This window comes from Emergencia sp. 1XD21-10 (assembly GCF_009936045.1).
GTDB classification, from domain to species: domain Bacteria; phylum Bacillota; class Clostridia; order Peptostreptococcales; family Anaerovoracaceae; genus Senimuribacter; species Senimuribacter intestinalis.
The window spans coordinates 14,573-36,463 of record NZ_QWEQ01000004.1 but is presented as its reverse complement, the minus strand read 5'-3'; the positions used below and the strand labels follow the sequence as shown (position 1 = coordinate 36,463).

General features: G+C 43.8%; 19 protein-coding genes and 15 tRNA genes. 31 read left to right on the top strand and 3 right to left on the bottom strand.

Annotated features, from left to right (window positions below):
* The first annotated feature begins 434 nt into the window (after window positions 1-434).
* From D1151_RS02795 to D1151_RS02785, 3 genes are all read left to right on the top strand, one after another.
* Complete coding sequence (locus D1151_RS02795) at window positions 435-665, top strand: response regulator (protein ID WP_160201099.1); 231 nt, start codon at window positions 435-437, stop codon at window positions 663-665.
* Window positions 662-877, top strand: coding sequence for a hypothetical protein (locus D1151_RS02790; protein WP_160201098.1), 216 nt, complete (start codon window positions 662-664; stop codon window positions 875-877). The genes D1151_RS02795 and D1151_RS02790 overlap by 4 nt, the downstream gene beginning before the upstream one ends.
* A gap of 373 nt (window positions 878-1,250) precedes the next feature.
* Window positions 1,251-1,493 carry a hypothetical protein gene (locus D1151_RS02785; RefSeq protein WP_207708615.1) on the top strand — a complete coding sequence of 81 codons (243 nt, stop codon included), beginning with the start codon at window positions 1,251-1,253 and terminating at the stop codon, window positions 1,491-1,493.
* A gap of 225 nt (window positions 1,494-1,718) precedes the next feature.
* Here D1151_RS02785 and D1151_RS02780 read toward each other — a convergent pair whose 3' ends face one another.
* Complete coding sequence (locus tag D1151_RS02780) at window positions 1,719-2,915, bottom strand: ATP-binding protein (protein WP_161907854.1); 1,197 nt, start codon at window positions 2,913-2,915, stop codon at window positions 1,719-1,721.
* 1 nt (window position 2,916) lies between these two features.
* Window positions 2,917-3,987 carry a branched-chain amino acid aminotransferase gene (locus D1151_RS02775; RefSeq protein ID WP_161907853.1) on the bottom strand — a complete coding sequence of 357 codons (1,071 nt, stop codon included), beginning with the start codon at window positions 3,985-3,987 and terminating at the stop codon, window positions 2,917-2,919.
* A 247-nt stretch (window positions 3,988-4,234) separates the two neighbouring features.
* On the opposite strand from D1151_RS02775, the gene D1151_RS02770 reads away from it, so the two are divergent.
* The 28 genes from D1151_RS02770 to D1151_RS02635 all read left to right on the top strand — a co-directional run bounded on the left by D1151_RS02770 (window position 4,235) and on the right by D1151_RS02635 (window position 20,836).
* Window positions 4,235-5,035, top strand: coding sequence for a MerR family transcriptional regulator (locus tag D1151_RS02770; RefSeq protein ID WP_161907852.1), 801 nt, complete (start codon window positions 4,235-4,237; stop codon window positions 5,033-5,035).
* Window positions 5,036-5,475: 440 nt separating this feature from the next.
* Window positions 5,476-5,835 (top strand): YraN family protein, encoded by a 360-nt coding sequence (locus D1151_RS02765; protein WP_251615740.1) that lies wholly within the window; start codon window positions 5,476-5,478, stop codon window positions 5,833-5,835.
* A 24-nt stretch (window positions 5,836-5,859) separates the two neighbouring features.
* Window positions 5,860-7,386: a YifB family Mg chelatase-like AAA ATPase gene (locus D1151_RS02760; RefSeq protein WP_161907851.1), complete on the top strand. Its 1,527-nt coding sequence runs from the start codon at window positions 5,860-5,862 to the stop codon at window positions 7,384-7,386.
* Window positions 7,380-8,237 (top strand): DNA-processing protein DprA, encoded by an 858-nt coding sequence (dprA, locus tag D1151_RS02755; protein ID WP_160201092.1) that lies wholly within the window; start codon window positions 7,380-7,382, stop codon window positions 8,235-8,237. The genes D1151_RS02760 and dprA overlap by 7 nt, the downstream gene beginning before the upstream one ends.
* Window positions 8,238-8,292: 55 nt before the next feature.
* Window positions 8,293-10,380: a type I DNA topoisomerase gene (gene topA, locus D1151_RS02750; RefSeq protein ID WP_160201091.1), complete on the top strand. Its 2,088-nt coding sequence runs from the start codon at window positions 8,293-8,295 to the stop codon at window positions 10,378-10,380.
* 22 nt (window positions 10,381-10,402) lie between these two features.
* Window positions 10,403-10,942 (top strand): ATP-dependent protease subunit HslV, encoded by a 540-nt coding sequence (gene hslV, locus D1151_RS02745; RefSeq protein ID WP_160201090.1) that lies wholly within the window; start codon window positions 10,403-10,405, stop codon window positions 10,940-10,942.
* A 14-nt stretch (window positions 10,943-10,956) separates the two neighbouring features.
* Entirely contained in the window at window positions 10,957-12,396 is a 1,440-nt protein-coding gene (gene hslU, locus D1151_RS02740) for an ATP-dependent protease ATPase subunit HslU (protein WP_202620369.1), read from the top strand.
* Between the two features lie 60 nt (window positions 12,397-12,456).
* On the top strand, window positions 12,457-13,236 hold the full coding sequence (gene codY / locus D1151_RS02735; protein ID WP_161907850.1) for a GTP-sensing pleiotropic transcriptional regulator CodY: 780 nt from the start codon (window positions 12,457-12,459) through the stop codon (window positions 13,234-13,236).
* A 74-nt stretch (window positions 13,237-13,310) separates the two neighbouring features.
* Complete coding sequence (gene yunB, locus D1151_RS02730) at window positions 13,311-13,973, top strand: sporulation protein YunB (protein ID WP_161907849.1); 663 nt, start codon at window positions 13,311-13,313, stop codon at window positions 13,971-13,973.
* Window positions 13,970-15,286, top strand: coding sequence for a GTPase HflX (gene hflX / locus D1151_RS02725; protein WP_243151148.1), 1,317 nt, complete (start codon window positions 13,970-13,972; stop codon window positions 15,284-15,286). Before yunB ends, hflX begins: the two co-directional genes overlap by 4 nt.
* Window positions 15,273-15,908 carry a YigZ family protein gene (locus D1151_RS02720; protein ID WP_160201086.1) on the top strand — a complete coding sequence of 212 codons (636 nt, stop codon included), beginning with the start codon at window positions 15,273-15,275 and terminating at the stop codon, window positions 15,906-15,908. The genes hflX and D1151_RS02720 overlap by 14 nt, the downstream gene beginning before the upstream one ends.
* 176 nt (window positions 15,909-16,084) lie before the next feature.
* A tRNA-Val gene (locus D1151_RS02715) sits at window positions 16,085-16,160 on the top strand.
* 103 nt (window positions 16,161-16,263) lie between these two features.
* Window positions 16,264-16,340: transfer RNA gene (locus D1151_RS02710), tRNA-Asp, on the top strand.
* Between the two features lie 20 nt (window positions 16,341-16,360).
* Window positions 16,361-16,435, top strand: a tRNA-Thr gene (locus tag D1151_RS02705).
* A 66-nt stretch (window positions 16,436-16,501) separates the two neighbouring features.
* Window positions 16,502-16,586 (top strand) — tRNA-Tyr (locus tag D1151_RS02700).
* A gap of 17 nt (window positions 16,587-16,603) precedes the next feature.
* A tRNA-Gly gene (locus D1151_RS02695) sits at window positions 16,604-16,678 on the top strand.
* A 4-nt stretch (window positions 16,679-16,682) separates the two neighbouring features.
* Window positions 16,683-16,756: transfer RNA gene (locus D1151_RS02690), tRNA-Gly, on the top strand.
* An 18-nt stretch (window positions 16,757-16,774) separates the two neighbouring features.
* Window positions 16,775-16,851: transfer RNA gene (locus D1151_RS02685), tRNA-Arg, on the top strand.
* 15 nt (window positions 16,852-16,866) lie between these two features.
* Window positions 16,867-16,941 (top strand) — tRNA-Gln (locus tag D1151_RS02680).
* A 7-nt stretch (window positions 16,942-16,948) separates the two neighbouring features.
* A tRNA-Lys gene (locus D1151_RS02675) sits at window positions 16,949-17,024 on the top strand.
* Between the two features lie 38 nt (window positions 17,025-17,062).
* Window positions 17,063-17,151 (top strand) — tRNA-Ser (locus D1151_RS02670).
* Between the two features lie 44 nt (window positions 17,152-17,195).
* Window positions 17,196-17,287: transfer RNA gene (locus D1151_RS02665), tRNA-Ser, on the top strand.
* Between the two features lie 6 nt (window positions 17,288-17,293).
* Window positions 17,294-17,369: transfer RNA gene (locus tag D1151_RS02660), tRNA-Trp, on the top strand.
* A 24-nt stretch (window positions 17,370-17,393) separates the two neighbouring features.
* Window positions 17,394-17,470, top strand: a tRNA-Pro gene (locus D1151_RS02655).
* Between the two features lie 13 nt (window positions 17,471-17,483).
* Window positions 17,484-17,560 (top strand) — tRNA-Ile (locus tag D1151_RS02650).
* 24 nt (window positions 17,561-17,584) lie between these two features.
* Window positions 17,585-17,660, top strand: a tRNA-Phe gene (locus D1151_RS02645).
* A 173-nt stretch (window positions 17,661-17,833) separates the two neighbouring features.
* The gene (locus tag D1151_RS02640; protein WP_160201085.1) at window positions 17,834-18,418 is read left to right on the top strand and encodes a thymidine kinase; all 585 of its coding nucleotides are present in this window, start codon (window positions 17,834-17,836) and stop codon (window positions 18,416-18,418) included.
* Between the two features lie 45 nt (window positions 18,419-18,463).
* Window positions 18,464-20,836: a cadherin-like beta sandwich domain-containing protein gene (locus D1151_RS02635; protein ID WP_161907848.1), complete on the top strand. Its 2,373-nt coding sequence runs from the start codon at window positions 18,464-18,466 to the stop codon at window positions 20,834-20,836.
* A gap of 66 nt (window positions 20,837-20,902) precedes the next feature.
* On the opposite strand, the gene D1151_RS02630 is transcribed toward D1151_RS02635, so the two are convergent.
* Complete coding sequence (locus tag D1151_RS02630) at window positions 20,903-21,784, bottom strand: TIGR01212 family radical SAM protein (protein WP_161907847.1); 882 nt, start codon at window positions 21,782-21,784, stop codon at window positions 20,903-20,905.
* Window positions 21,785-21,891 lie beyond the last annotated feature (107 nt).

Below are 21,891 nucleotides of genomic sequence, written 5' to 3'. Positions count from 1 at the left end.
TTATATTGCAATCGGAAAATCACGACAAAGGCATGAGGATTATTCTTCTGTGTCACATTGACAAATTCAAGTCAAGTTGCGATATTTTGTCAATGAACAGTCTGAATTCTTGTCTAAGATGGCTTAAATATTGCCAATGTTGACAGAAAAACGAGAATCTGTCAATCCTGTCAATGTTTCATCGTAAAACCTTGACAGGATTGACACTTTTTTTGATTTTTGTCAATATTGGCAATAACGCAGCTAGTTTTCATAGAAATTCGGATAAAAATCCTATAAAACATTGACAAAAATAAAGAAATCATAGATATTTGTCAACTCTCCTTTTCTTTCATGGATTAGTCATGATAGGAAAACAAAGTTTGATTGACGAATAGTATATTATATGTTAAAGTATAAATAAAAAAGATACAGAATATAAAGGGGCAAAGGAATTGTTAGTTTTAATATGTGACAATGATAGAGATTATGCAATTCAGTTAGAGAAACTGTGCTGTAGCTTTTTTGAGAAACGGGATACTGCGGCTGAAGTTGTCTCTATAACAGAAGCTGAGAAAATCAGGTCATGGAATCCTGATATTCTGCTCCTTGACATTGAAATGCCCGGACTTGATGGTATTACTGTAAAAGAAAGTCTTTGCAGGCAGGAGGAAAAGTCAAAATGAAACAGATGAAATTTATATTACCTGCGGTTTCGATAGGATGCATATTCGTAGCATGCTTTATAACTCTGAATCCGATAATTATTTTGTCAGCAGCAGTTGGGCCAATTGCCTTCTTTCTAGGTTACAGCTACGATAAGCAGGAGAAAGTATTGGAGCAGCTACTGAAGGAACTTGAAAAAAGTGAAAGACCGCCCTCGGACGATAGCCTGTAGCAAGAGCTTATAGCTCTGCAGCAAGCCCTCACTTGATGGCGAATTAGGTAAAATACAATGTTGCTAAAATGGCTTGAATTCCTCGCACTAGAAAATCTGGAGGGGAAAGGCATTGTGTAAACTTTTGATGCGGTGTTTGTATTGAAGTATGCATTGCTGATTTTTTTTCGCACATTTTATAATATATGTCGCAATAAAAAGAAACAGATTTTCTGGTAGAGCATATTTTTCAAAATTTATCTTTTGGCTTTACTTTATAGTTATGATATGTTTTACAGTTTTGCCAATTGATTTTCCTGGTATCAACGATACCGTCGTAAACTTGAATTTCAGTTTAAAGCCAATTCTGTCTGCATTTTTCAGTAGAGCCGGATTGATTAATTTCGCCCCGGTACCTATTTTGGGATTAGCAGCCCAAATGAAGGTGTTTGATAAGTGGAGAAGTGCAGGCATTTTTTCAATAATTGTGTCGGTTCTTATAGAACTGGTGCAATACTTTGAGACGGTCAATGGATATTCTGATTTGGTTGTAGTAGATATTGTGTATATTATAACCAATACGATTGGCGGTTTGACAGGGGGCGATATTCAAATTTTATCAAAAAATCATATTTAATGAATCATTGATAAGATCGAAAGGATAGCTTATGAACATGACTCAAATCACTTTAATTCAACAAATATTTACGCTGGTCGTTTTTTTATGCGGCGTAGGCGCGGTAGTATCTCTGATTGTGTATTTAATCAGAAAACACCGCAATAAAAGATAATCGTCAAAAGTGAAATTTCATACTGCAAGAAATAAAGCCGCCATTTGGCGACTTTATTTCGTTGTCTTTCATTATTTCAGCCCAATCTTTGCAAGCTGTACAAACTGCTTTGCGGTTCTTGGGCTTCTGCCGTTTGAACGAATGGCGAAAGCTTCGGCTCTCTTAAAGAGTTCGGCTTCTTCCATCTCTAGTTCGTATTCATTAGCAAGACTTGCGACGATTTCCAGATACAGGTCTTTTTCCGGCTTGGAGAAAGTAATGGTCAGTCCAAAGCGAGCGGAAAGGCTCATGGTTTCCTGCAGGGTATCGTTTAAATGAAGTCCGGAGCCTTGTCTTGCCTCGATGGATTCCTTCACCAGATGTCTGCGGTTGCTGGTCGCATAAATAGCGATATTGGCAGAGCTGCCTGTCACGCCGCCTTCCAGGATGCCTTTGAGACAGGAAAAGGCATCGTCGCCCTCCACAAAGCTAAGGTCGTCGATATAGAAAATGAACTTCAGCGGGCTAGCTACTAGCTGCTCCATAAGGGCAGGGATTTCAGACAGCTGGGTTTTGTCAAATTCGATGAGACGAACGCCCATAGCAGCACATGCGTTGGCGCAGGCTTTAATCGTGGAGGATTTTCCAGTGCCGGCGTCTCCGTAAAGGAGTACGTTGCTGGCACCGCAGCCCTCTGCCAGGGCTTTGGTATTTTCCAGCACTTGATTCCGCTCTCTGCTGTAGCCGTAAAGCTGGTCGATAGTCTGAGAATCAGCGTGTTTTACAGGAACCAGCCTGCCGTCTTTGACTTTAAAGGAGCGATAGTTTGCGAAAATGCCGTAGCCCTTTGTGGAAAGACTTGTCAGCATTGCAGCATATTCCGATTCTAAATCTATCGGCTCTGTGACCCAAAGAGGCAGAAATCCGTCGTAGTCAATGACTTTCGCAACCTTTGAGGCTGGCAGGTCAGCCAACTTTTGCAAAGTCTTTAAATCAGCCTGCATACTTTCTGTCATAGCAGGGCATATATCTAGGCCAGAAAGCTTTGCCTGTAGATAAACATTTTCGTCGTTTCTTACGTAACGGCGCACAAAATCAGACAGGATGCCGCCTTCTTCGTAAAGGGCCTTTGAAAAGGCTCCGCAGGCAGAAATTTGCGTGTCCACAGAGCCTTCGCTGATGGCATATATTAGTTCTTGGAGTGCCGAAACCACTGGGGTATCGAGAATACTCCGAAAAACAGAGAGGGCATTTAGCTGTCTGTTTAAAAGCTGTAAATAATCTTTCATATTATTCAACTGCTACCGTCCAGTTCATGAAGTCTTCCAGCTTGCCGGTCTGGATGCCGTAGATGGTGTCGTACATTTCCTGAGCAACAGGGCCGATTTCGTTGTTGTTGATGACCATTTTTTCGCCCTTGTAAAGGAGTTCTCCAACTGGGGATACGATAGCTGCTGTACCGGAAGCGAACATTTCTTTCAGCTGACCTGCTCTGTAGGCTTCTTCCAACTCGTCGATGGAAATCTTTCGTTCAGAAACCTTGATACCTTTCTTCTTGCAGAGGGCGATGATGGAGTTTCTAGTGATGCCCGGCAGGATGGAGCCGTTGAGCTCGCTGGTTACCACTTCGTCGCCGATGACAAAGAAGGCGTTGGCAGCGCCAATTTCCTCGATGTATTTCTTTTCAATACCGTCCAGCCAGAGTATCTGTTCATAGCCTTTTTCGTGGGCGATTTCCTGTGCTTTCAGGCTGGCGCCGTAGTTTCCGCCGCACTTGGCTTCGCCGGTACCGCCTTTGACTGCTCTGACATAAACATCCTCTACGTACATCTTAGTCGGCGCAAGTCCATTTTCAAAGTAAGGACCTACAGGGCTTAAGATGATCATGAATTTGTAAGTTTCGGAACGTCTGACGCCCAGGAATGGTTCGTCCGCGAAGATGAACGGTCTGATATAAAGGGCAGTGCCTTCACCCTGCGGAATCCAGTCCTGATCGACTTTTACTAAAGCCTTAATGGCTTCCACGAAGAGATCTTCGTCAATCTGCGGAATGCAGAGTCTGTCGTTGGTATTGTTGGTTCTCTTTGCGTTCATATAAGGACGGAACAGCTGTACTCTGCCTTCCGGTGTTTTATAGGCTTTCAGTCCTTCAAACATTTCCTGTCCGTAGTGGAGCACGACAGCAGCAGGGTCCAGTTCAATCGGACCGTAAGGCACGATGCGGCCGTTGTTCCAGCCATCAGCAGGATTGTAATCCATGATGAACATGTGATCCGTGAAAACTGTGCCGAATCTGAGTCCCTTAGATTCTGGCTTTTTGCCCGGGTTCGGGTTCTTGGTTACTGGAAAATCGTATTTCATATTTCTATCCCTCTCTTTGTTTAGAATTCTTCAAAAATCTACCTCATATTTTACTCTTAAACTTGTACGCTGTCAACAAGTCCTGCGTATGTTTGTTGTATTTCATAACAAATATTTTGCTGGTTGCTTCAGAGAAACTTTGGCTTCAAAAATTCCTTGACTCTCCTCTTAGGGCATGGGGTATAGTATAGGTAGGTCGCCTTGCTGGTGGCTGTCTCGAGACAATTTTTTTCTAGGAGGGATAGACGTGCTTACCATTGGACAGATGTCAAAAGCCTGCGGCGTCACAGTAAAAACCCTGCACTATTACGACAAAATCGGTCTGCTTTCGGCGCAGGAAGTAGATGGAGACACAGGATATCGTTATTACAGCGAGGAGCAGATCGGCAGAATGCTTTTGATCGATCGTCTGAAACGGTACGGTTTTTCCCTTGCGAAAATTCAGGAGTTACTGCAGATTTCTTCTGAAAAGGAACTGCACAGACAGCTAAAGGGTCAGAGGCTGCGTCTGGTTCGTGAAGTGGAGCGGCTTTCTGTCACCATTCATGAAATGGACAGCCATCTGGCAGAGTTTGAAAGGACAGGTGATTTGATGAGTTATCAAAATCAATATGAAGTAATATTAAAAGAGTCAGAGCGGATGGCGCTGATTTCAGTGCGGGAGACGATGCCGGTTTCGGCCTTCGGCGATCATTACGCCCGGCTTTTCGGGCGGGTCATTGCAGAGGGAATTACAGCGTCAGGACTGACCATGGCAATTTATCATGATGAAACCTTTGATCCGGCATGCAATGATACGGAGCTTGCGGTACTTGTGGCAGAGGAGGAAAAAGCGGACAAAGTGATGCCTGCTATGCTCTGTGCCTCGACGATGCACAAAGGACCTTATGCTGCGCTGCCTGACGCCTACGGCAGGGTGTTCGGCTGGCTGAAGGCTTCAGGCTATGCCCTTGCTGGCGCGCCTTTTGAAATTTATCGAAGGACAGCTTTTGATAAGCTGCCGCCAGAGGAATGGGAAACAGAGATTTACTTTCCGGTAAAGAAATAAACCACATCGCTGCAGCCTGGCTTGCCATCCAGGCATCGACTCCGGGCATTGGAATCTTAAAATACATATTTTTGCGGAAAAGCCTCAAAATATGCACAGAGCCATGCATATTTTTTAAAAAAATCTTCAAAATATGCACATTCAAAGCTGCTGAAGGACAATTTTACTGTTCTTTCAGCGGCTTTTTTCGTTCTACAGGAGTAAATGTGCATATAAAAGGCATTTTTCCTAAAAATATGCACACGATTATGCATATTTTTGACATAATCTTTCCAAATATGCACAGCAGAGCGCAAGGGGGAACGCGCGAAGGGCAGGCAGAAAGTCCCTGCTTGCGATATTAATCCTTGACAAAAGAAGTTATATGTAGTAAATTATCAATATTAGAAGTAATTACCAATTATGTAAAAATAATTAAAAATCAAGAGGAGGAATGGCAAGTGGAAAGAGAAGGAAGTGAACAAATAAACATGAAGACAACTGAGCTCGGAAAAATCGGAGAAGATTTTGCTGCAAATCTGCTGGAATTACAGGGATACAGAATTTTGGAGCGGAACTTCCGCTGTAGAATGGGGGAAATTGACCTCATTGCGGAGAAGGACGGGGAGATTTCCTTTGTGGAGGTCAAGACAAGAAGGTCGGCGCGTTTTGGAATGCCTGCAGAAGCTGTGGGCGCGGAGAAACAACGCAGGATGCGAAGGACTGCAGAGTTTTACTTAAAGAGCCATCCGAAACAGCAGCAGACCGCAGATTTTCAGGTGATAGAGGTTTTCTGCAATCAAATTGACTATGCTTTTTAGCACGGAAAGTGAAAGGGGAATAAAATGTTATCAAAAATCAATTCAGCAGTAATAAACGGAGTGGCGGCAGTGCCGGTCATCATAGAAACGGATATCAGCAGAGGACTGCCCAATTTGTATATTGTAGGGCAGCCGGATGTATCGGTGAAAGAGGCGAGAGAGCGGATTCGTTCCGCCATTGTCAATTCCGATATGGAAAACCCTAATGGACGCATTACCATCAATTTGTCTCCGGCGGGAATCAGAAAACGGGGCAGCCATTTTGATTTGGCAATGGCAATGGGTATTTTGGCGGCGTCGGGGCAAGTTTTTACGCGTAATTTAGAAAAGTTTTGTTTCGTAGGAGAACTTTCGCTGGATGGTAGTCTGCAGAAAATCAGCGGCATTCTGCCTATGGCAATGGCAGCCAAGAAAGCGGGCTTCGAAAACATTATAGTGCCGAAGGTCAATGAAGAAGAAGCTATGCTGGTACAGGGAATTCAAATTTATGGTGCAGAAAATCTGGAAGATGTAGTAAATTTTTTTAATCTAAAGAAAGATTTAACAGGTAGGTGGGGTCATTTGCCGGAAAGCATCGCAGAAAGCCCCTATGAAGTGGATTTCTTTGAAGTAAAAGGGCAGGAAGCTGCAAAGAGAGCGCTGACGGTGGCGGTATCCGGCGGCCACGGCATTCTAATGACGGGAAGTCCCTCTACGGGAAAAACTATGCTGGCAGAGCGGATTCCTACCATTATGCCGAAGATGACACCGGACGAAATACTAGACACTACGATGATTTATTCTATTGCAGGGCTTCTTCATGAGGGGATGCCCTGCGTTTTGCAAAGACCTTTTAGGAGACCTTCTCATGGAACGACCGTGGCGGGAATGTTGGGAGGCGGCCATGATGTGCCGAAACCGGGAGAAATTACTCTGGCAAATAACGGAGTATTGTTTTTAGATGAGGCTGGAGAGTTTAACAGACATGCCATAGATGCGCTGCGTACGCCTCTGGAGAAGAAATGTATAGCATTGACGAGAAGAGGTATTACGTATACTTATCCAGCAGAGTTTATGTTGGTTGCAGCGTCAAACCCTTGCAAATGTGGATATGCCGATGATCCTGTCCACCCCTGCACCTGTACGCCGGCAGAGATAAATCAGTATCGGAGCAAACTTTCCGGTCCAATACTGGAACGAATTGATATGCACCTGCTGCTGCAGCCAGTACCTTACAACCAGCTGAACCGTGAGACAGAAGAAAGTGTTCTTAGCTCCGAAATGATGAGGAGTCAGATTGAAAAAGCAAGAAAAATGCAGAGGGAGAGATACAGCGGCACTGGAATTTATCTGAATCAGCAGATGACAAATAAAATGGTAGAAAAATATTGTCCTCTGGGAAGTGCGGAACAGGCAATGATTGCACAGGCATACAGCAGTCTGACGCTGAATCCTCGAACTTTAATGCGGGTAAAGCGGGTGGCAAGAACCATTGCTGATTTGGAACAAAGTGAGGATATTCATGTTAGTCATTTAGCAGAAGCGCTGCAATATAGGGAGAGAAAATGGTAAAGGGAAAAATAACGAATACGGACAGTTTCTTTCCGAAAGAACTGAAAAATCATGAACCGGCAATGAAGACTTTGTACTATGCAGGAAATCTGCAATTACTGGAAGAAAGAGCCATTGCGGTAGTGGGCAGCAGAAACTGCACTCAGTACGGAAGGACAGTAGCAAAGTCCATCGGTGCTAAATGTGCAGAAAACGGAGTTATTTTAGTTAGTGGGCTGGCGAGAGGCATTGATACTGCTGCTCACAAAGGGGCTTTGGAGGCAGGTGGAAACACGATTGCTGTAGTTGGCGGGGGCACGGAGTACTATTATCCTTCCGAAAACAGAAAGCTGCAGCAGGAAATTGCAGAAAAGGGTCTGCTGCTGTCTATCCATGAGCACGGCTATCAGCCAAAGCCCTATGATTTTCCTGTGCGTAACCGCATAATCAGCAGCCTTTGTGAGCATGTAGTGGTTGTGGAAGCGGGAAATCAAAGCGGTGCACTGATTACAGCGGTAGATGCTGTGGAGAAAGGGCGCGGTGTGTATGCGGTACCGGGCAATATTACCAGCCATTTCAGTTTTGGCACCAATCAACTGATTCGTGATGGCGCAATGCCATTGATTTTTATTGATGATCTTTTTATTGATATGGGGCTTAAGCCCAATATAAACGAAACAATTGAGGCGAATCTTGGTGATGCGGAGAAAAAAGTCTTTGAAGTAATAAAAAATGATGGAGAAGTCACAATTGACCAAATTTATCACAAAACCAACATGAAACTTTCTGAAATTAGTGGTATAATCACTATTCTAGAGATGAAGGGTCTAATTTTTTCCTCTCTTGGAAAAGTTTTTGTTGCAAAATTCTGATATCCCTACTACAATGTAACATTGTAGTGTTAAAATCAAAATAGCAGGAGGAGAAATGGCAGCTACAAAGAAAAAGACAACGACAAAGACGGCTGCAAGGAAGACACTGGTAATTGTAGAGTCACCATCTAAGGCGAAGACCATAGGAAAATATCTTGGTTCCAATTACAAAGTGATTGCGTCGGTAGGTCATGTGAGAGATTTGCCAAAGAGCAAACTGGGGATAGACATCGAGAACGATTTCGAGCCGCAGTATATTGCTATCAGAGGCAAAGGGGATATTATCAAAGAGATGCGAAAAGAAGCCAAAAAGGCTTCCAAAATTTATCTGGCAACTGACCCGGACCGCGAAGGAGAAGCAATTTCCTGGCATCTTGCCAATTTACTGGGAATGGATTCTGATGCGGTTTGTAGAGTTGTATTCAATGAGATAACGAAAACTACCATTAAAGAAGCAATCAAACATCCGAGAAAGATTGATCTCAGTCTTGTGGATGCGCAGCAAGCGAGAAGAGTACTGGATCGTCTGGTAGGTTATCAGATTAGTCCGCTTCTGTGGAGAAAAATCAGGAAAGGATTGTCAGCAGGTCGCGTGCAGTCAGCAGCACTGAAAATTCTCTGCGATAGAGAAAAGGAAATCCAGAAGTTTGAGCCGAAAGAGTACTGGACTATTACAGCTGAATTTAAAAAAGGCAAGCTCTTTACTGCCAAGCTGTCTGAATATCAAAAGAAGAAAATCACCATCGAAAATAAAGCGGAAAATGACCGTATCATCGCTGAACTGAAAAGAGGTAATTATACCGTAACTGCACTGACGCAGAAAGAGCGGACTAAAAAGCCTTATGCGCCCTTTACTACCAGCAGCATGCAGCAGGAAGCGTCTACCAAGTTGAACTTTAATACAAGAAAGACTATGATGGTTGCACAGCAGCTTTATGAAGGTGTAGATGTAAAAGGTGTTGGCAGCGTAGGTTTGATTACGTATCTGCGTACAGATTCGGTGCGAATTTCTGAAGAGGCAAGAGGTGCTGCGGCTTCCTTTATCACAGAGCATTATGGAAGTGAATACTTGGGGCGCAATGTATATACCAATAAGAAAAAGGATATTCAGGACGCCCATGAGGCAATCAGACCAAGTAACATCAGTCTGGTTCCGGAAGATATCAAAGACTCCTTAACAAATGATCAGTTCAAGCTGTATCGTTTGATTTGGTGTCGTTTTATGGCTAGTCAGATGACCGCTGCCAGATTCGATAATCTGCAGGTGGAAATTCAAAATGGTGATTATACCTTTAAGACTACCGGTTCCAAGCTGCTCTTTGACGGTTATCAGCGAATATATAAGAACAGTTTAGACGATGATAAGGACAGAATCCTTCCTGAACTGGAAAAGGGAGAAACTTTGACGAATACCGGCGTTTTGGGCGAACAGAACTTTACCCAGCCGCCGTCAAGATATACAGAAGCAAGCCTTGTTAAAGAACTGGAAGAGAAGAATATCGGACGCCCAAGTACCTATGCGCCTATCGTGGCGACTTTATCTGAACGAAAATATGTATCGAGAGAGAAGAAGTCACTGATTCCGACGGAACTAGGATTTTTGGTAACCGGTTTGATGGAAGAATATTTCAAAGAAATCGTCGACGTCAACTTTACGGCGGGAATGGAAGACCATCTGGACGATGTGGAAATGTCAAAGACAGAGTGGAAGAAAGTCATTCGCGATTTCTACGGACCTTTTGAAAAAGAGTTGAAAGTCGCTGACGAAGCCATCGAAAAGGTTGTCATAGAAGATCAGCCTACGGGAGAGAATTGTGAACTCTGCGGCAAACCTATGGTGCTGAAGATGGGAAGATTTGGAGAATTTGCCGCGTGCAGTGGGTATCCAGAATGTAAAAATACCAAGCCGATTGTAAAAACAATTGGTGTAAAATGTCCAAATTGTGGTAAGGATATTGTGGCAAGAAAAAGCAAGCGCGGCAAGCTGTTCTACGGCTGCAGCGGTTACCCGGAATGCAGCCAGTCTTACTGGGACAAACCGGTGGATAAATCTTGTCCAAAATGCGGCGCACTTTTGGTAGAGAAAAAATCAAAAACAGGAAAATTTGCATGTTCTAACAGTGAGTGTGATTATAAAGAATAGAAGGAAAAGTGGAGGTAGAGAAATGGTACAGTTCCATGCAACAACGATTTGCGCAGTGAGAAGAGGACCAGACGATGTCGCAATTGGCGGTGACGGACAGGTAACTATGGGTGAAACTGCCATCATGAAAAATGGAGCAAAAAAAGTAAAGAAAATTTTTAAGAATACAGTTTTGACCGGATTTGCAGGCTCAGTTTCCGATGCCTTTGCGCTGACAGAAAAATTTGAGAAAAAACTGGAAGAACACGGCGGTAACCTGAAACGTGCTGCAGTGGATTTAGCCCAGATGTGGCGAAGTGATAACGGTATGCGCAGCTTAGAAGCTTTGATGATTGTAGCAGACAAAGATGATTTGCTGGTAGTTTCAGGCAATGGAGAAGTTATCGTACCGGATCAGGATTTCATTGCAATAGGGTCCGGCGGCAATTTTGCTTATTCCGCGGCTAATGCGCTGTTTAACCATACGGAAATGAGCGCAGAGGAAATTGTAAGAGAATCGCTGAAAATTGCCTCTTCTATTTGCGTGTACACCAATGATAATATTTCTGTGGAAAAGCTGTAAGGGGGGATTTTAACATGGCAGGGAAAATTCAAAGCATGACACCGAAAGAGATTGTCGGTGAATTGGACAAATATATTATCGGTCAAGATGAGGCGAAAAAGTCTGTAGCTATCGCCCTCAGAAATAGATACAGAAGAAGTTTGCTTTCTGACGAGCTGCGCGAAGAAATTACGCCGAAGAATATCTTGATGATGGGACCTACTGGTTGCGGTAAGACTGAAATTGCAAGACGTCTTGCCAAATTGATGGAAGCCCCTTTCGTAAAGGTCGAAGCGACTAAATTTACAGAGGTTGGATATGTAGGAAGAGATGTGGATTCCATGGTTCGTGATTTGGTGGAAGCATCTATTCGCATCACCAAGCAGTCCAGATTGAAAGAAAAATACGAGGTGGCAGAGGGAATTGCAGAAGAAAAAATTATCGAAGCGATGATTCCTGGCAGTAAGAAAAAAAGCGGACAACCAAAGGCAAGAAACCCGTTTGACTTTATCATGAATAGCGGTGGCTATGCAAGTCAGAAGCAGCTTTATGAAGAAAGCAAGGCGAAGGAAGCAGAAGTGAAATCCGAGCCTACCGATGTGGAAATGGCAAGGGAACAAGTGAGACAGCAGCTTCGTGACGGACTTCTGGAAGAACAGTTTATCGAGATTGAAGTGCTGGATACCCCAAAAGGCAACCAGCTTGACATGAGTAATGAAGGCATGAGCATTGCTATCGGCAATATTTTCGGTGACATGATGCCTCAGAAGACAAAGACCAAGAGAGTCAGAGTCAAAGAGGCAAGAAAGATCTTAAGAGAACAGGAGGCACAGAATCTTTTGGATATGGATCAAGTGACCGATGAAGCCTTGGAAAATGCAGAGCAGAACGGCATTATCTTTATCGATGAAATTGATAAGATTGCATCTGGCTCCAGCTATCGCAGCGGTGCTGACGTGTCCAGAGAAGGGGTGCAGCGTGATATTTTGCCTATTGTAGAGGGCAGCGTGGTAAATACTAAGTATGGCCCTGTAAAAACCGACCATATTCTGTTCATCGGCGCTGGTGCATTCCATACTGCAAAACCCACTGATTTAATTCCAGAGTTGCAGGGGCGTTTTCCAATTAGGGTAGAACTGCAGAACTTAACAAAGGAATCCTTTATCCAGATTCTTACAGTTCCAGAGAATGCAATTCTGAAACAGCATAAGGCTTTATTAGAAACTGAAGGAATAAATGTGGAATTTTCTGAAAAAGCTATTGACGAAATCGCCGGAATGGCGTATCTTATGAATGAGCAGACTGAAAATATCGGAGCAAGAAGACTGCATACGATTCTGGAAAAACTGTTGGAGGACATATCTTTTAACATTCCGGATATGGATAAAGAAAAGATTGTCATTGACAGGGAGTATGTGCAGAATAAGTTTATGGATACCATTCACAAGGATGATGTTGACCGGTATATTCTATAATTCCGGTATTTTAGAGCTAATATTAGTTGAGTAATTGTTTAGAAGAAATTGAGGTAAATTATGAGTGAAAATTTGTTAAAAAGAGTAAGAAAGTTGAATAACGTACTTGCGGACAGTACAGCGGGCTATATATCTTTTGATGAGCTTTGCGGCGTCATGAGCGAATTGCTGGGGTCCAACATCTATATTTTAAACAGAAAAGGAAAACTTTTGGCTGCCAAATACGAAGATGGCGAGGAGGCTCCTTTGACATACGATGAAGAAATTGAGAAAGTCGTTCTGCCGCAGGTATATAATGACAGATTTTTAAAGGTGGAAGAAACCCGAACTAATTTGACCTATGACAGCATTAAGGAGTATTATGGTGATGAGTACACTATGGCAAGCAAATATCACACCATCGTGCCAATTGTGTTCAGCGGTCAGCGTATTGCAACACTGCTCCTTGCAAGACCGGAAAAGGCATATGATGATGAAGATATCGCCATCTGTGAATATGGTGCAACAGTTGTAGGCCTTGAGGTTTCCCGTGCTATCGCCCAGGAAGAGGAAGAAGACGTTAGAATGCGCGAAGCCGTAGAAATGGCACTGTCAACACTTTCGTATTCTGAAATGGATGCAGTAGGAAAAATCTTTGCAGAATTGAAAGGTTCAGAGGGTCTGCTTGTTGCCAGCAAGATTGCAGACAAGTCCGGAATCACCCGTTCTGTGATTGTAAATGCGCTGAGAAAGTTGGAAAGTGCCGGTGTTATCGAGTCCAGATCTCTGGGGATGAAAGGTACGAGAATAAAAATCACCAATGAGTTCCTTCGCGATGGTATTAAAGATTTCGAAGTTTAAACTTATAATTGTATAGTTTAGAGTAACCAAAACCTCCAAGCGGTCATATTATGACAGAAGCGGGAGGTTTTTTTATGGGAAGACGGTCATCCGCGGCAGGCTGGTTTTGGAAAAAAACGGCCATAGGGCTGCTGATTTTTGCACTAGGGTGTTTAATACTGGCAGAAGGGTTAAAACGGCAGATTGGTCCAAATATTGACGCAATCAGCCATTTGAAAGCTAGGGGCATGGTGACGGAGCTGATTAACGAAACAATCAGGGAAAATTTTTCTGACGAAGATTATGCGGATAAGCTTTTCCTCATCAAAACCGGCGATGATGGAAAAATGCAGATGGTGCAGGCTAACACCAGTTTGATTAATAAGATGGTGTCTTCTTTTGCAGAAAGCCTGCAAAAGAAGTACGAGGCTATGGACCGGAAAATCGTGGAGATTTCTTACGGAACACTGCTGGGCAGCAAGGTTTTGTCACAGACCGGCTTTGGAGTTGAGGTGAAACTTTTACCTCTTGCGGTGACGAAATACGATTTTGAAACGGAGTTTGAAAGTCAGGGAATCAATCAGACTAAATACAAGATTTATATTGTGCTGGAAAGCAGCGTGCAGATTTTGCAGCCCTTTTCAAAGGAAAGCGTAAAAGTAACTAATAAAGTGTTGATTTCTGAGGCTGTTATCGTGGGCGATGTGCCTGACAGTTATGTAAATGTGCCAAAAGAAGATATTTTAGACGCAACATGATGACTTTTCAGTGCATTTTGTGTTATACTAAGAACATGCTTAGATTTAATGAAAATAATGAAATTATTACAGAAGAAACATATCGCGCAATTTTAGTGGGATTGCAGCGAAAGGAAGATATTTCTTATTCCATGGAGGAACTTGCCGGACTTTCAGAAGCGGCAGGCGCAGAAGTTCTCGGCAAAGTCATTCAGGTACTGGAAAGACCCAATACTGCAACCATGATAGGAAAGGGCAAGGTAGAAGAGGTTGCAAAGCTGGCTGCTAACATGGAGGCAGACGTGGTGATTTTTAATGATGAACTGACTGGAATGCAGCTGCGCAATCTGGAAGACGCCATCGGCGTGCGTGTCATCGACAGAACGATTTTGATTTTGGATATTTTCGCAGCCCGCGCAGATTCTAAGGAAGGCAAGCTGCAGGTAGAACTGGCGCAGCTGAAATATAGAATGCCGAGACTGACCGGCTTTGGCAAATCTCTTTCCAGACAGGGCGGCGGAATCGGTACCAGAGGCCCCGGCGAGAAAAAGCTGGAGACTGACAGAAGACATATTGAGCGGCGCATGGAGGATATCAAAGATGAGCTTTCAGAGCTTCGCAAAACACGCACGGTACAGCGGGCGAGGCGAGAGAAAAACGGCGTGCCGGTGGTTGCGCTCGTAGGATACACGAACTCCGGAAAATCTGCACTGATGAACAGACTGCTTTCTATCACTGACAAAGAAGAAAAGAGCGTCACTGAAAAAAATATGCTTTTTGCGACTTTGGATGCCCAAAGCCGCAGTGTCAAAGTAGACAGCAGTCATCAGTTCATTCTGGTAGATACAGTTGGGTTTGTCAGCAAGCTGCCCCATAGTCTGATAGAAGCGTTTAAGGCAACTTTGGAGGAAGTTCTTTATGCGGATCTTTTGCTTCACGTGGTGGATAGCGCCTACGAAGAGCACAGTTTTCATATTGATGTGACGGACAAGGTTCTTGCTGAAATCGGTGCTGCCGCAAAGGACAAGATTATGGTCTACAACAAGATTGATTTGGTGCCAGAGCTTACGACTATGGCAAATTCTGACTCGCAGGTCTTCGTATCTGCGAAAACAGGCAGCAATATTGAACTTCTCATCGAGTTGATCAAAGAGAGAATCTTTTCCGATGTTAAAGTCAGCTTGCTGATTCCGTACACGAGGGGAGATATTTCCTCCTATCTCTGCGAAAAGGCGCAGGTGAAATCCATGGAGTACGTAGAAAAAGGAACCTTGTTTGAGGTGGAAATCAGTCAGGAAGATTATCAGAGGTTAAGTGAATATGAAGTTATATAGTACGGTTCTTGGAATGGGCCAGGCAGAGCAGGTGATTGAAAAGTCCAGATTTATCACCTATGTAAAGCCTGTCGAAACAAAGGAAGAAGCGGATGCTTTTGTTGGAGAAATCAGAAAGAAACATAAGGACGCGACCCACAATGTGCCTGCAATGGTTCTCGGCGACCATTTTCAGGTGCAGTGGGCAAGTGATGACGGAGAACCTCAGGGAACCAGCGGAGCGCCTATGGTGCAAATGCTGGTGCAGGAGGGAATTACCAACGTAGTGGTGGTCGTTACCAGATATTTCGGCGGTATTAAGCTGGGCACCGGTGGACTGGTGCGTGCTTACACCAGCAGCGCAAAGCAGGGGCTTGCTGCGGCAGGAATCTGCGATGTGCAGGAAATGCAGGTGACGGAATACAGGGTGGATTATGCTGTATTTAATAAAATACAAAATTCCCCCTTTACATATCCGGTAAAATTTGCTAATATAGTCTATGCTGACGCGGTTACCTTTGAACTGGTTACTAATCCGGAGGACACTGCGGCGGTTTCTGAAGTTATCACAGGTCTTTCCGGTGGGAGGGCTGAGAAGCTTTCTGAGAGCGTTCGATATGAGAAAGTAAGAAGAGAAAATTAATTTTAAAACTTACGAAAATCATGTTGACAGGTAAAAAGAAATGTGATAATATAATTTTCGGCTTATGAATCTGGTGATTCCACTAAGCTTAGAAAAAATCAAAAAAGTGCTTGACAAGTAACACAAGATATAGTATACTATGTAAACGTGCCAAGCAAACAAGCAACGGACACTGCGGGCGTTTAGCTCAGCTGGGAGAGCATCTGCCTTACAAGCAGAGGGTCATAGGTTCGAGCCCTATAACGCCCACCATTTTCCTACAGTGACCGAGATAGCGCAATGGCGGTGAGATGGAATACCGGCTGCGCAGTGAGTTCGCAGATTCGCGAATGAGGTGCAAAAGCACAAGCAATGCGGCCTGGTAGTTCAGTTGGTTAGAATGCCAGCCTGTCACGCTGGAGGTCGACGGTTCGAGCCCGTTCCAGGTCGCCAATTTTTCAACATAATAATGCGCTGGTGTGGCTCAACGGTAGAGCAGCTGATTTGTAATCAGCAGGTTGGGGGTTCGATTCCCTCCACCAGCTCCAATACAGATTAGGTTGGAGACTGACTCCAATTCATCAAATAACATGACTAAGTTTGGAAACTTTTGTCGAGGGATTCCCGAGTGGCCAAAGGGGGCGGACTGTAAATCCGTTAGCTGAGCTTTCGATGGTTCGAATCCATCTCCCTCGACCAATTTTTTTTTCAAGCATGCGGAAGTGGCTCAGGGGTAGAGCATCGCCTTGCCAAGGCGAGGGTCGCGAGTTCGAATCTCGTCTTCCGCTCCATCATGCGGATGTAGTTCAATGGTAGAACCTCAGCCTTCCAAGCTGATGGCGTGAGTTCGATTCTCATCATCCGCTCCATTTTTTCAAATTTAGTGTGGGCTCATAGCTCAGCTGGATAGAGCAACGGCCTTCTAAGCCGTGTGTCCGGGGTTCGAATCCCTGTGGGCTCACCATTTATTTGATGATTTTGGGGTATCGCCAAGTGGTAAGGCAACGGACTTTGACTCCGTCATTCGTAGGTTCGAGTCCTGCTACCCCAGCCAAGAATATGACCCATTAGCTCAGTCGGCAGAGCACTTGACTTTTAATCAAGGTGTCCGGAGTTCGAATCTCCGATGGGTCACCATCTAAATTAAATACAGATGTTGGTTGAATCCACAGCGAGGAGAGGTGTCCGAGTGGTTTAAGGAGCTGGTCTTGAAAACCAGTGATTCCGAAAGGGACCGTGGGTTCGAATCCCACCCTCTCCGCCATCATCTTAATTGAATAGTATATGATTGTGAGATTTATTTAGCCTGGAGAAGTACTCAAGAGGCTGAAGAGGACGGTTTGCTAAACCGTTAGGGTTCGATTAGGGCCGCATGGGTTCGAATCCCATCTTCTCCGCCATTTTGCAGGGGTATAGCTCAGCTGGTAGAGCAGTGGTCTCCAAAACCACGTGCCGTGGGTTCGATTCCTACTGCCCCTGCCAATAATGACACAATCTTAAGCTTAACGGGGTGTAGCGCAGTTTGGTAGCGCAACTGGTTTGGGACCAGTGGGCCGCGGGTTCAAATCCTGCCACCCCGACCATTATCCAATATGTGGGCCATTAGCTCAGTTGGTCAGAGCATCCGGCTCATAACCGGCAGGTCCCGGGTTCAAGTCCCTGATGGCCCACCAGTTAAATAATTGAATATGTGGTATGCCCAGATAGCTCAGTAGGTAGAGCAGGGGACTGAAAATCCCCGTGTCCTTGGTTCGATTCCGAGTCTGGGCACCATTCATCCAACAGCCTTTCGCTGACGTAATGTCCGAAGGGTTGTTTTTTATTATCTAAATTTTCGTGTGATGTAATTTTCATGTTTCTGCCGTGATTTACCATCGACTTAATATTGATTTTATTCGTGTTTTCCTTTAAAATAATACATGGTAATTGTTAAAAGGGAGGACAACATGGCACAGCTATATTACAGATACAGTACAATGAACGCAGGCAAATCTATCGAACTGATTAAGGTGGCATATAATTACGAGGAACGAGGCAAACATGTGTTGACTTTGGTGCCTGCTATTGATGACAGATACGGAACTGGCGTTATTACCTCCAGAATTGGCGTGCAGCGGGACGCAATGATTGTAGGTGAGGATACAAATATTTTAGAACTTTTCATGCGTGAAAATGAAAAACACAGGATTGATTGTGTTTGCATTGATGAGTGCCAGTTTTTAAAGAAACACCATGTACAGGAACTTGTAGAAATTGTGGATAGTTTTGAAGTTCCAGTGCTTGCATACGGACTTAAGAACGACTTTAGAAACGAGCTCTTTGAGGGATCTTATTATATGCTGATTTATGCAGACAAGATTGAAGAAATCAAGACTATCTGCTGGTGTGGACGCAAAGCAACTATGGTTGCCAGAATTGTTGACGGCAAATTTGTCAAGCAAGGCAAACAGGTTATGATCGGGGGCAACGACATGTATGTATCCCTTTGCCGCAAGCATTACAATGATGGGCGAATCGGTCCAGAGAAATAGAAAAATATCAAAATAAGACATGAGAAGAAGATAGGAGAAATACCTATGAATTTTAAATTATATTTGATAAGGATAATTTTAATTATATTTTTTGTGGTCTCAGTGCTGGCTATAGCACCCCAAATGCAGGTTTTTGCTGCCAGTAGTACTGATGCGGAGTTTGAAGCACAGCTTACTTCAGAAGGCTTTCCTGAAAGCTACAAGACAAAGCTTAGAGCATTGCATCGGCTTCATCCGAACTGGACATTTAAGGCCAAACAGTTGAATTATACTTGGGCGGATGCACTGGATAAGCAATGCTCCAATGTAAATGCCAATCTGGTCTCTAACAATTTTCCTGCAGGTTACAAGGCAGTACAGAATGGTACATATAATTTTGACACCCATACCTATATCGGAAAAGATGGAGCCAGCTGGGTTGCAGCCTCCAGACAGGCTGTTGCATTTTACATGGATCCGAGAAACTGGCTGGATGAGAGTTCTATTTTCATGTTTGAGCCTAACCTTTATGATGCCTCTTATCAGACGGAAGATCTGGTAAAGAAGATTTTGTCTACCACTGCACTTCCATCTACAGCAGCGAAATATTATATTGAGGCAGCAGAACAAACTTATAACGGAAAGAAATACAGTATCAGTCCTGTATATTTAGCATCAAAAACAAGATTAGAACTGGGCAGCAGCGATTTTATGATAAACGGACATTCCTTTACCTATGGCGGCAAGAAGTATTCCGGGTTGTATAACGCTTATAATATTGGAGCAACTGACAGTGCCGACGGTACTGCAGCGCTGAAGGGATTAGTTTATGCAGCAGGCGGTTCGGATGGAAGCGGAACTACGTATCTTCGTCCGTGGAATACACTGAAGAAAGCAGTGACAGGCGGTGCGTTGTATATTGCAGGTACCTTTTTTGAGCGAAATCAATATACCTCGTATTACGAAAGATATAATGTGCTGAATGGGCTTTCTGGCATTGGAACATATCAGTATGCGACTTCGATTTTTGCAGCGGCAACGCAGTCTGCAATTATTCATGGGAATTACTATGATTATAAGGTTCTGACAGAAGCATTTTCTTTTGAAATTCCGGTTTTTAAAAGTATGCCGTCTTCGCCGGCAGCAAAACCGGGAAGTGGCAGTAACAACTGTTATTTAGATGACATTTCGGTATCTCTGGATGGGAAGAAGCTGAGTTTTATTTCAGATTTTAATCGCTTTACTACTGATTATACGGTGAAGCAGACCATCGGTGCTGTTGATAAGCTGACCATCAGCACTAAAAAGAATGACAGTGCTGCTACCGTTTCCGTCAGCGGAAATACTACATTAAACGAAGGTATTAACAAGATTACAGTAAAAGTTACAGCTCCTTCTGGTGCGGTGAGCAAAACTTATAATATTACAGTCGTTAAGGATTCCAGTGCTGTGCCGGATCCTAACGAAAAACTGATTGAAGGTGTAGAAAACACTACAATTAAAGCGTCTTCTGTTCTGGGAGAAGGCAATATACAGGTCAGCTGGACGAAGTCAGCTGGATATAAGATGGACTACTATGAGGTTTACAGAAGTACTACTTCAGGAAGCTATAGTACAACGCCATACTTTGTAACGACTAATGGCACGAAAACGACTTACAAAAATACCAAAAATCTAAAAGACGGCACCAGATATTATTATAGAGTGCGAGGAGTTCGTGTCATAGACGGAAAAACCTATTATTCCAAATGGTCAAATCAGGCGTACAGAACTTATCGAGCGCCAGAACTTTCAAATGAGAAGATTATAGAGGGGGTGCAGGCAACAGCTTTGAACGCAGCGGCTGTATCGGTGCCAGGCACGATTCAGCTTAGCTGGACTAAATCCGGCGCATATGCCATGGATTACTATCAGGTCTTCAGAAGAGGTGAAAACGAAGAATATGGAAGCGCGCCTCACGGTGTCACGGCGTCGGGGGATATCTTCACTTATGAGGATAAATCCAACATGACAGAAAATGCTACGTATTACTATAAAGTGCGAGGTGTTCGTAATGTCGACGGCATCGGCTACTATACTCCGTGGTCCAGCGAGGTGAGCTGCGTATACAAACCGGATTATTCTTCGAAGATTGCCGGTGTACAGGCAACGACGATTAAGGCGTCCTCTGTTTTGGGAGCGGGTTATATCCAAATTAATTGGAAAAAGTCTGCAGGCTATAAAGTGGATTATTTCGAGATTTATAGAAGCACAAAATCGGGAGAATACAGCAGTATACCGTTCTTTAAGACAACAGATGGTGTAAAAAACAGTTATAAAAATACGAAAAGCCTGAAGAAAGGCACTCGCTACTACTATAAAATTCGTGGCGTTCGCACTTTTGACGGAACAAAGTATTATACAAAATGGTCAAATCAGGCATATAGAACTTACAAGTAAACAAAAGGGGATATCTCAAAATTGATTTTGAGATATCCCCTTTTTCACATCGTAAATCGTTGAAATCTATAGCTTGCAGCCCTGAGTGCTGCCGCGTCTTGCAAGTTCCGCGTGAATACTGTTTAAAATTGTACGCTTTTGATAGCTCCACGATGGACTGATGAGAATTTTGCGGGGCGCATCGGCGCTGAGCCTGTGAATGGTAATTTCCGGCGGAATGATTTCAATTAAATCGCACACCAGGTTGACATATTCTTCGATAGAGTCAAAGGAACAGTAATCTGGATGAGAAAGTGCCATGGCAGAGCCTTTTACTACGTTTAGCATGTGCAGTTTGATTCCCCAGATGCCGCTTTGACATATGTAGCGCACAGAACGTTCCATATCGTGTTGACTTTCGCCGGGAAGTCCCAAAATCAGGTGTACGACCGTTTTGATACCGCGAGCGTTTAGCTTGCTGATTGTTTCATCGTAGATCGATAAATCATAGCAGCGGTTGATGAGAACGGCTGTTTTTTCGTGAATGGTCTGCAGTCCCAGTTCTACCCAGAGAAAGTGATTTTCGTTGATTTCAGAAAGCAAATCCAGTACTTCCGTATCGATACAGTCAGGCCTTGTGGCGATGACGATACCGGAAATCAGCGGATGGTTCAGCGCTTCATAAAATTTATCTCGCAAAACATCAACCGGAGCGTAGGTGTTAGTATGATTTTGAAAATATGCCAAATATTTGGCGTTCGGCCACTTGTTTGAAAGGAGGGCAATTTGCTCTTCAATCGTGGAGGCAAAGTCGCCGCTGCCGTCGGCAGAGCAGAAGATGCAGCCGCCGTTTCCTTTTGTGCCGTCTCTGTTTGGACAGGTGAAACCGCCGTCGATGGAGAGCTTGACGGTCTTTTCTCCAAAGTATGATTTTAGGTATTTACTAACCATATTAATTGATGGCTGCATAGCAGAGTCCTCGTTTCTTTTTGTACTGCTTCAATCTTAAGGGCTGGAAAAGAAAAAGTCAACTTTTTCCGGCGAATTTATTGTAAAACTGTGTAAAATCGGATATA

Bases quoted from the DNA above. Each gene is read 5' to 3' on its own strand.
- hflX (WP_243151148.1), top strand. From the start codon at position 13,970: ATGATGACTTTTCAGTGCATTTTGTGTTATACTAAGAACATGCTTAGA.
- D1151_RS02635 (WP_161907848.1), top strand. From the start codon at position 18,464: ATGAATTTTAAATTATATTTGATAAGGATAATTTTAATTATATTTTTT.
- D1151_RS02790 (WP_160201098.1), top strand. From the start codon at position 662: ATGAAACAGATGAAATTTATATTACCTGCGGTTTCGATAGGATGCATA.
- dprA (WP_160201092.1), top strand. From the start codon at position 7,380: ATGGTAAAGGGAAAAATAACGAATACGGACAGTTTCTTTCCGAAAGAA.
- D1151_RS02775 (WP_161907853.1), bottom strand. From the start codon at position 3,987: ATGAAATACGATTTTCCAGTAACCAAGAACCCGAACCCGGGCAAAAAG.
- hslV (WP_160201090.1), top strand. From the start codon at position 10,403: ATGGTACAGTTCCATGCAACAACGATTTGCGCAGTGAGAAGAGGACCA.
- codY (WP_161907850.1), top strand. From the start codon at position 12,457: ATGAGTGAAAATTTGTTAAAAAGAGTAAGAAAGTTGAATAACGTACTT.
- D1151_RS02720 (WP_160201086.1), top strand. From the start codon at position 15,273: ATGAAGTTATATAGTACGGTTCTTGGAATGGGCCAGGCAGAGCAGGTG.
- hslU (WP_202620369.1), top strand. From the start codon at position 10,957: ATGGCAGGGAAAATTCAAAGCATGACACCGAAAGAGATTGTCGGTGAA.
- D1151_RS02780 (WP_161907854.1), bottom strand. From the start codon at position 2,915: ATGAAAGATTATTTACAGCTTTTAAACAGACAGCTAAATGCCCTCTCT.
- D1151_RS02640 (WP_160201085.1), top strand. From the start codon at position 17,834: ATGGCACAGCTATATTACAGATACAGTACAATGAACGCAGGCAAATCT.
- yunB (WP_161907849.1), top strand. From the start codon at position 13,311: ATGGGAAGACGGTCATCCGCGGCAGGCTGGTTTTGGAAAAAAACGGCC.
- topA (WP_160201091.1), top strand. From the start codon at position 8,293: ATGGCAGCTACAAAGAAAAAGACAACGACAAAGACGGCTGCAAGGAAG.
- D1151_RS02630 (WP_161907847.1), bottom strand. From the start codon at position 21,784: ATGCAGCCATCAATTAATATGGTTAGTAAATACCTAAAATCATACTTT.
- D1151_RS02760 (WP_161907851.1), top strand. From the start codon at position 5,860: ATGTTATCAAAAATCAATTCAGCAGTAATAAACGGAGTGGCGGCAGTG.